Origin of the sequence: Pseudomonas sp. HMWF021 (assembly GCF_003061005.1) — a bacterium.
GTDB lineage: Bacteria > Pseudomonadota > Gammaproteobacteria > Pseudomonadales > Pseudomonadaceae > Aquipseudomonas.
Window position 1 is genome coordinate 16,437 of sequence record NZ_QAIK01000059.1, and the last position, 8,037, is coordinate 24,473.

At 60.3% G+C, this 8,037-nt stretch carries 7 protein-coding genes; 4 read left to right on the forward strand and 3 right to left on the reverse strand.

The genetic code is table 11. The annotated features are described in order from the left end of the window. From DBR18_RS30245 to DBR18_RS07720, 3 genes are all read right to left on the reverse strand, one after another. Window positions 1-74 (reverse strand): hypothetical protein (locus DBR18_RS30245; protein WP_371921077.1); only part of this gene is annotated, 74 nt, incomplete at its 3' end. A gap of 924 nt (window positions 75-998) precedes the next feature. Then, the gene (locus tag DBR18_RS07715; RefSeq protein WP_108589898.1) at window positions 999-1,373 is read right to left on the reverse strand and encodes a DUF6124 family protein; all 375 of its coding nucleotides are present in this window, start codon (window positions 1,371-1,373) and stop codon (window positions 999-1,001) included. 407 nt (window positions 1,374-1,780) lie between these two features. Then, entirely contained in the window at window positions 1,781-2,749 is a 969-nt protein-coding gene (locus DBR18_RS07720) for a LysR family transcriptional regulator (RefSeq protein WP_108589899.1), read from the reverse strand. Window positions 2,750-3,032: 283 nt separating this feature from the next. On the opposite strand from DBR18_RS07720, the gene DBR18_RS07725 reads away from it, so the two are divergent. The 4 genes from DBR18_RS07725 (at window position 3,033) to DBR18_RS07740 (ending at window position 7,928) form a co-directional block, all read left to right on the forward strand. Beyond that, window positions 3,033-4,532, forward strand: a complete 1,500-nt coding sequence (locus DBR18_RS07725) for an efflux transporter outer membrane subunit (RefSeq protein ID WP_108589900.1) — start codon at window positions 3,033-3,035, stop codon at window positions 4,530-4,532. Between the two features lie 139 nt (window positions 4,533-4,671). After that, complete coding sequence (locus tag DBR18_RS07730; RefSeq protein WP_108589901.1) at window positions 4,672-6,864, forward strand: FUSC family protein; 2,193 nt, start codon at window positions 4,672-4,674, stop codon at window positions 6,862-6,864. Beyond that, entirely contained in the window at window positions 6,854-7,054 is a 201-nt protein-coding gene (locus DBR18_RS07735) for a DUF1656 domain-containing protein (RefSeq protein ID WP_003221811.1), read from the forward strand. The genes DBR18_RS07730 and DBR18_RS07735 overlap by 11 nt, the downstream gene beginning before the upstream one ends. Window positions 7,055-7,064: 10 nt before the next feature. Continuing rightward, on the forward strand, window positions 7,065-7,928 hold the full coding sequence (locus DBR18_RS07740) for an HlyD family secretion protein (RefSeq protein ID WP_108589902.1): 864 nt from the start codon (window positions 7,065-7,067) through the stop codon (window positions 7,926-7,928). Window positions 7,929-8,037: the final 109 nt, after the last annotated feature.

Genomic DNA, 8,037 nt, shown 5'->3' on the forward strand with positions numbered 1-8,037 from the left:
ACGTCGAATTCCTGTTGCAGGCGTTCGATCATGGGGGGGGAGATGCGGCTGAAGGCCAGGACTGTTTTTTTCATCGTTTTTGGCTCTTGTTCGGGCTTGATGCAAAGCAAGCTAACATTTCTGGCTCCGGGTTGTCTTGGCGGCTTGTGCGCCGAACAGCCTCTTGGGTTTTTGAGGGAATATACGGTTTTTCGGGGGCGGCTCCGTGTTCATCTGGAGTTTCTTCCAGTGTTGCTGTTCTAAACTACGCTGAACTTTTGATGACTTCGCTTATAACAAAAAGAATCGTCGATGAAGGCTTTTATTGCGAGCAGGTCTCTAAGACTGTCAGTTCTGACAGGTGCGGTAGAATGATAATAATGTCAGTCTTTTATTTCGCAATTTTCGCGGCATTCAACATAAAAGGACTTCCCATGAAAAATGAATTCTTTCTGTTTTCAAATCAACAAAAAAATGTGAGCGGTACAGCCAATGTTCTCATTGATAGCCTTGCACCATTCAACGGCGTAGTTGGCAATTTTGTAACGAATGGTGAGACAGTTTACGTTAATGCACATCAGCAATTTGATGCCAGGCGATCAGGGTCTCTGACGTTCTGGTTTAAAGCTGATATCACTAATGGTAAGCATGATTATGAGGCAGGTTCAGGGCTGCATATTAATTATGCTTTGTTTGAAAAGGTCGATGAGGGGACAATATATACGCCGTTTCAGGCTGTTTACGGTAGTGGAATTGTAAGTGTGACTTTCGACTATGATAAAGGTACATTGGCAGTTGGGTTTGACTTGGAAGTTCAAAACAATCCTGATGAACCAAGGTTAAAAGCGATTGGTGCATTCAGAGATGTTTCAGGTCTTGAGCATGCGAAGAAGTAATACGGCTCTATTTTGATCGTTCCCACGCTCTGCTTGGGAATGCAGTCCGGGGGACGCTCTGCGTCCCATCCGAGCTGCCAGCGAATGCAGTTGTCGCTGGCAGCTCGCATTGGTCAGAGCGGTTTAGCTGTGTGTGGGATGACGTTGTACTTCGACGTTATCCAACACTTGGTTCACGGCGAGTTCGGCGAGCATGATGACTTGTTGGATGCCCAGAATCCGGTGTCGCTGTGGTGAGTCGACATAGGCTGCCACGTCACTGGCCATGACGCTGGCCGAGGCCAGTGATTCACAGGCGTGGGCCAGCAGGCTTTCACTGTCCATGTCGGGGACGACCTGGAACATGGTACTGGGTGCGCGGGATTTCACGGTGCTGGTGTTTGGTTTGAGGTAGTGGTCCAACGCACGTTCGGCGGCTTCGTGGAGTTTTTTTGAAACGGACGAGGTGTAGGGGGAAGTGGTGTCCGCTTCAGGCGGATTGGGTGTGGGTTTGATCATGGCAAAGATCCTTTTGACGAAATGGAACTGCCACTTTTCGTTTTCCAGGCGAAGTGGGTGGCAGCTGTACGCGGACTGGAAAAACCGGAAAAGGATCAAACCCGGCAGACCCGAAGGTCTCCCACGTACAGCCGCCATGACTCAAACGCTGGTGCTGAACAAGCGCGGCATTATGTCATGTGCTGTGATCCTTCGGGTTTTCCAGACCCGGTCACTGATGTGTCAGCGACCGAGCTAGCCTATCCACCCCGTTTCCGGCCCACAACCGTCAAAACCTGTCGGAAAACTCCCTCCAAATCACCGCTTCTGTAGGAGCTGCCGTAGGCTGCGATCTTTTGATTTTTAAACATCAAAAGCAAAGATCGCAGCCTGCGGCAGCTCCTACAGGTTTAGCGGTGTGTTTAAGGTCAGGTGGCGACGCGAGCGCCGGCGAGGCTGCCGCTGAGTTCGTAGGCGGCCAGTTCTGCCTGATGCGCGGCAAGGATTTCCGGCAGCGAGCCGCGCAAATACTCGACCCAGGTCTTGATCTTCGCATCCAGGTATTGCCGCGAGGGGTAGATCGCGTACAGGTTGAGTTCCTGCGAGCGGTAGTTGGGCATCATCCGTACCAGCGTGCCGTTGCGCAGGCCTTCGATGGCGGCGTACACCGGCAGGACGCCGACGCCCATGCCGCTGATGATCGCGGCTTTCATCGCGTCGGCGGAGTTCACCAAAAACGGCGAGCTGTTGATGGTGACCATCTCCTGGCCTTCGGGGCCGTTGAAGGCCCATTTTTCCAGGGGGATCACCGGGCTCACGAGGCGCAGGCAGGCGTGGTTCAGCAGGTCGCTGGGTTTTTGCGCGCAGCCGTTGGCTTTCACGTAGGCCGGGGAGGCGCAGACGATGCTGTAGGTGATGCCCAGGCGTTGCGAGACGAAGCCCGAGTCGGGCAGTTCGCTGGCGAGCACGATGGACACGTCGTAGCCCTCGTCGAGCAGGTCCGGCACACGGTTGGCCATGGTCAGGTCGAAGGTCACGTCCGGGTGGGTCTTGCGGTAGCGGGCGATGGCGTCGATCACGAAGTGCTGGCCGATGCCTGTCATGGTGTGCACTTTCAACTGGCCGGCGGGGCGGGCGTGGGCCTGACTGGCCTCGGCTTCGGCTTCTTCGACGTAGGCCAGGATCTGTTCGCAGCGCAGCAGGTAGCGCTTGCCGGCCTCGGTCAGGGCGATGCGCCGGGTCGTGCGATTGAGCAGGCGGGTTTGCAGGTGGGCTTCCAGGTTGGAGACCGCGCGCGAGACGTTGGCCGTGGTGGTGTCGAGTTGCACGGCGGCGGCGGTGAAGCTGCCGGCTTCGGCCACACAACTGAAGGCGCGCATGTTTTGCAATGTGTCCATGGGGTGCTCTCAAGGGAGATGGCAAATTGTGACACGAAGTTTCAGGGGCTGAGACCCCCGACCAAGGGATTATCTCGTTAACGGTAACAAAGATTCACAGGAATCCCAGCTTATCGCCGTTCAGGCCGCCCCCTAGAATTGCGCCGTTCCCTGTAGGAGCTGCCGCAGGCTGCGATCTTTTGATTTTGTTTTAAGGGAATCAGGATCAGAAGATCGCAGCCTTCGGCAGCTCCTACAGAGGGAAACATGCCCCGCCTTATCCTCTTCTCAGGAATTCGCAGCTGTGCCGCGTCGCATCAACAGAGCGCTTATGCCGCTCAGTGTTCTGGCTTTTACTTTAGGTCTTGGCGGCTGCATCGGTACGGGAGGAATTGCCCCGCAGGACAAGGCGTTGGAGGCCAATACGCTGGCCACCGACGACGCGATTGCCCACGCCGCCAAAGACGCCAACTGGCCCACCGCACAATGGTGGCAAGCCTACGGCGACCCGCAACTCAATCACTGGATCGACCTCGCCGTGCAGGGCAGCCCGAGCATGGCCATGGCCGCTGCACGAGTGCGTCAGGCCAGGGCGCTGGCCGGTGTCGCCGAGGCCGCCGAGTCGCTGCAGATCAAGGGCGAGTCGACGCTCAAGCGCCACAACTGGCCGACCGACCAGTTCTACGGCCCGGGCGAACTGGCCAACACCACCACCTGGGACAACAACGCCGCGCTGGGCTTCAGCTACGCCCTCGACCTCTGGGGCCGGGAAAGCAATGCCAGTGAACGCGCGGTGGACCTGGCGCACATGAGCGCTGCCGAAGCGCGGCTGGCGCAGCTGGAATTGCAGAGCAATATCGTGCGCGCCTACATCGAGCTGTCGCTGCATTACGCCCAGCGCGACATCGTCGCCGCTACGCTCAAGCAGCAACAGCAGATTCTCGATCTGGCGCAGAAGCGACTGGACGGCGGCATCGGCACGCACTTCGAAGTCAGTCAGGCCGAAACGCCGCTGCCGGAAACCCATCGGCAACTGGATGCGCTGGACGAAGAAATCGCCCTGACGCGTAACCAGATCGCGGCGTTGGCAGGCAAAGGCCCGGGCGCCGGCGCGCAGTTACAGCGGCCGACTTTGGCGTTGGGCGCCGCGCTGAAACTGCCATCGGCATTACCCGCCGAGTTGCTCGGTCAGCGCCCGGACGTGGTCGCCAGTCGCTGGCAAGTGGCGGCGCAGGCGCGCGGCATCGATGTGGCGCACGCCGGGTTTTACCCCAACGTCGATCTGGTCGGCAGCCTCGGCTACATGGCCACCGGCGGCGGGGCGCTGGAGTTTTTGACCGGCAAGAAGCTCAACTACAACGTCGGCCCGGCAATCTCCCTGCCGATCTTCGACGGTGGGCGTTTGCGCAGTGAGCTGGGCGAAGCCTCCGCCGGGTATGACATCGCCGTGGCGCATTACAACCAGACGCTGGTCAATGCGCTGAAGAACATCTCCGACCAGTTGATCCGCCGCGAGTCGATGGACAAGCAGCAGGCCTTCGCCGCCGAATCCGTGGCCACCGCGCAGAAGACCTACGACATCGCGATGATCGCTTATCAGCGTGGGCTCACCGATTACCTCAACGTGCTCAATGCGCAGACCTTGCTGTTCAAGCAGCAGCAAGTGCAGCAGCAGGTGCAGGCGGCGCGCTTGAGTGCGCATGCCGAGCTGGTGACGGCGTTGGGTGGCGGCCTCGGGGCTGGCAATGACGTGCCGACTGCCGAGCAAACGGCAGCCCCGAAAACCCCGGCCCTGCTGCGGTGAACACACAACCCTTGTGGGAGCGGGCTTGCTCGCGAATGCGGTGTGTCAGCCAGCGCATTGGGTGTCTGACACACCGTATTCGCGAGCAAGCCCGCTCCCACAGGTTCTCCGGTTCGACTGAATTCTTGAGCAAAATTTAATGACTCCCTTGCCCGCACCTCTACGCTGGCTCTACTCCCTGGAATGGCGTCGGGGTTTGTTTGACTGGGCGCGCAGCGATGGCGTGACCTGGGTGTATATCTTCAAGGTCTTGCTCGCCGCGTTCCTCACGCTGTGGCTGGCGATGCGCCTGGAACTGCCGCAACCGCGCACGGCGATGATCACCGTGTTCATCGTCATGCAGCCGCAGAGCGGGCAGGTGTTCGCCAAGAGTTTCTATCGCTTCCTTGGCACCCTGGCCGGGTCGGCGATGATGGTCACGCTGATCGCGCTGTTCGCGCAGAACACCGAGTTGTTCCTCGGTTCGCTGGCGATCTGGGTCGGTATCTGCTCGGCGGGTGCAGCGCGTTGCCGTAACTTTCGTGCCTACGGTTTTGTCCTTGCGGGCTACACCGCCGCGATGGTCGGATTGCCGGCGCTGGCGCATCCAGACGGTGCGTTCATGGCCGCCGTGTGGCGGGTGCTGGAGATCTCGCTGGGGATTCTCTGCTCGACCGTGGTCAGCGCCGCGATCCTGCCGCAAACCGCCAGCGCGGCGATGCGCAACGCCTTGTATCAGCGCTTCGGTGTATTCGCACTGTTCGTCACCGATGGCCTGCGCGGGCGCAGCAAAGCCGAGTCGTTCGAAGCGAGCAACGTGCGCTTCATCGCCGAAGCCGTGGGCCTGGAAGGGCTGCGCAGCGTGACCGTGTTCGAAGACCCGCACATGCGTCGGCGCAACGGTCGCCTCAGTCGCTTGAACAGCGAATTCATGGGCATCACCACCCGCTTCAACGCGCTGCATCAGTTGCTCGAACGTCTGCGTGGCAATGGTGAAGAACACGTGGTGGCCGCGATCCGGCCGGGTCTGCAGGATCTGGCCGAAGTGCTCGACGGCTTCAGTGGCCGCGCCCTGACCAGCCCGGATGCCGCACGTCTGGCGACGGCATTGGCCGCGTACAAGGAAGGCCTGCCGACGCGCGTGCGAACCTTGCGCGGCATTTTCCAGGAAACCGGTCCGAGTGAAGCCGAGCAACTGGATTTCCACACCGCGTACGAACTGCTCTATCGCTTCGTCGATGACCTGCACAGTTATGCACAGACCCACGCATCCCTGGCTGATCACCGCCACGAACGCGAGCGCTGGGACGAGCCGTTCACCCCGCAAACCAACTGGTGGGCTGCTGCCGCTTCGGGGATTCGCGCGTCGTTCATCCTGATTGTGTTGGGCAGTTACTGGGTCGCCACCGCGTGGCCGAGCGGCGCGACCATGACCCTGATCGCTGCCGCCACCGTGGGCCTGTCTGCCGCCACGCCGAACCCGAAACGCATGGCTTTTCAAATGGCCTGCGGGACGTTCCTCGGGGCGCTGATCGGCTTCGTCGAGATGTTTTTCATCTTCCCGTGGATCGACGGTTTTCCACTGTTGTGCGTGATGCTCGCGCCGGTGATCGTACTCGGCTCGTTCCTCGCGTCGCGGCCGCAATACGCAGGTGTGGGCCTTGGGTTGTTGATCTTCTTCAGCACCGGTTCGGTGCCGGACAACCTGACCATTTACAACCCCTACACCTTCATCAACGACTACATCGCCATGGTCATGGGCATGCTGGTGTGCGCGGCAGCGGGAGCGATCATTCTGCCGCCGAACAGTCGCTGGTTATGGAAGCGTCTGGAGCAGGACCTGCGCGGCCAGGTGGTCTACACCATCAGCGGCAGACTCAAAGGCCTGGCGTCGAGTTTCGAGAGCCGTACCCGCGACCTGTTGCATCAGGCTTATGGCCTGGCTGCCGGTCAGCCGAAGGTGCAGAAAAACCTGCTGCGCTGGATGTTCGTGGTGCTGGAAGTCGGCCACGCGATCATCGAGTTGCGCAAGGAACAGGCGATCCTCCCGGTGCACCCGGCGTACGCCGAATCGCAACCGTGGCGTCAGGCGATCCGGGTGATGGGCCGGGCGCTGGTGCGGCTGTTCCTGCAGCCGAACCCGAGCAATCTGGAGCGCGCACTGGTGGCGGTCGATCACGCGATCAGCCGGGTCGCCGCGACCGATGAGCCGTTCGCGCCGCATTTCGACACGTCCGCGCTGCGTCGGGTGAAGAGCTACCTGCACTTCATCCGCACCTCGTTGCTCGACCCGCAATCACCACTCGCCACCTATGCCGTCGCCAAGCCCGAAGGACTTGCCCATGCCTCGTGAAATCGCCTTCCACGGCGTGTACATGCCGACCATGACCCTGATGTTTTTTGTCGCTGCGGCGCTGGCCTGGGCGCTGGACCGGTTCCTCTCGGGGTTCGACCTCTACCGTTTTTTCTGGCACCCGGCGCTGCTGCGCCTGAGTCTGTTTACCTGTCTGTTCGGCGCCATGGCGCTGACTGTCTACCGTTGAGAACGTTCTGATGAAAAAGTTTTTCAGCCTGCTCGCGACCCTGCTGGTGCTGGCCCTGGCGATGTGGATCGGCCGGACCCTGTGGGTGCATTACATGAACACGCCGTGGACCCGTGACGGCCGCGTTCGCGCCGACATCATCAACGTCGCGGCCGACGTCACCGGTGAAGTCATCGATGTGCCGGTGCGCGACAACCAATTGGTGAAGAAGGGCGACCTGCTGATGCAGATCGACCCGGAGCACTACCGCATCGCGGTCAAACAGGCGCAGTCGCTGGTGGCTTCGCGCAAGTCGACGTGGGAGATGCGCAAAGTCAACGCCCATCGCCGCGCTGATCTGGACAACCTGGTGATCTCCAAGGAAAACCGCGACGACGCCAGCAACATCGCCGACGCCGCACTGGCCGATTACCAACACGCGCAAGCGCAACTGGAAGCCGCCGAACTCAACCTCAAACGCACCGAAGTGCGCGCGGCGGTGGACGGCTACGTGACCAACCTCAACGTGCATCGCGGCGATTACGCGCGCATCGGCGAAGCGAAAATGGCCGTGGTCGACATGAACTCGTTCTGGGTCTATGGCTTCTTCGAAGAGACCAAACTGCCGCACGTGCGCGTAGGCGACAAGGCCGACATGCAACTGATGAGCGGCGAAGTGTTGAAGGGCCACGTGGAGAGCATCTCTCGCGGCATCTACGACCGCGACAACCCGGAAAGCCGCGAGCTGATCGCTGACGTCAACCCGACGTTCAACTGGGTGCGTCTGGCGCAGCGGGTGCCGGTGCGCATTCACATCGATGAAGTGCCGGAGGGTGTGCTCTTGGCGGCGGGGATTACTTGCACGGTGGTGGTGAAGCAGGACGCTGTCGAGTAACCCTGTGGCGAGGGAGCTTGCTCCCGCTGGGCTGCGCAGCAGCCCCAAAACCTGCTCGCCAGTGAGGTCAGACACACCGCGTAGACAGGTTTGGCGACTGCTACGCACC

Coding starts and splice junctions, on each gene's coding strand:
- DBR18_RS07715 (WP_108589898.1), bottom strand. CDS start 1,373: ATGATCAAACCCACACCCAATCCGCCTGAAGCGGACACCACTTCCCCC.
- DBR18_RS07720 (WP_108589899.1), bottom strand. CDS start 2,749: ATGGACACATTGCAAAACATGCGCGCCTTCAGTTGTGTGGCCGAAGCC.
- DBR18_RS07730 (WP_108589901.1), top strand. CDS start 4,672: ATGACTCCCTTGCCCGCACCTCTACGCTGGCTCTACTCCCTGGAATGG.
- DBR18_RS07735 (WP_003221811.1), top strand. CDS start 6,854: ATGCCTCGTGAAATCGCCTTCCACGGCGTGTACATGCCGACCATGACC.
- DBR18_RS07740 (WP_108589902.1), top strand. CDS start 7,065: ATGAAAAAGTTTTTCAGCCTGCTCGCGACCCTGCTGGTGCTGGCCCTG.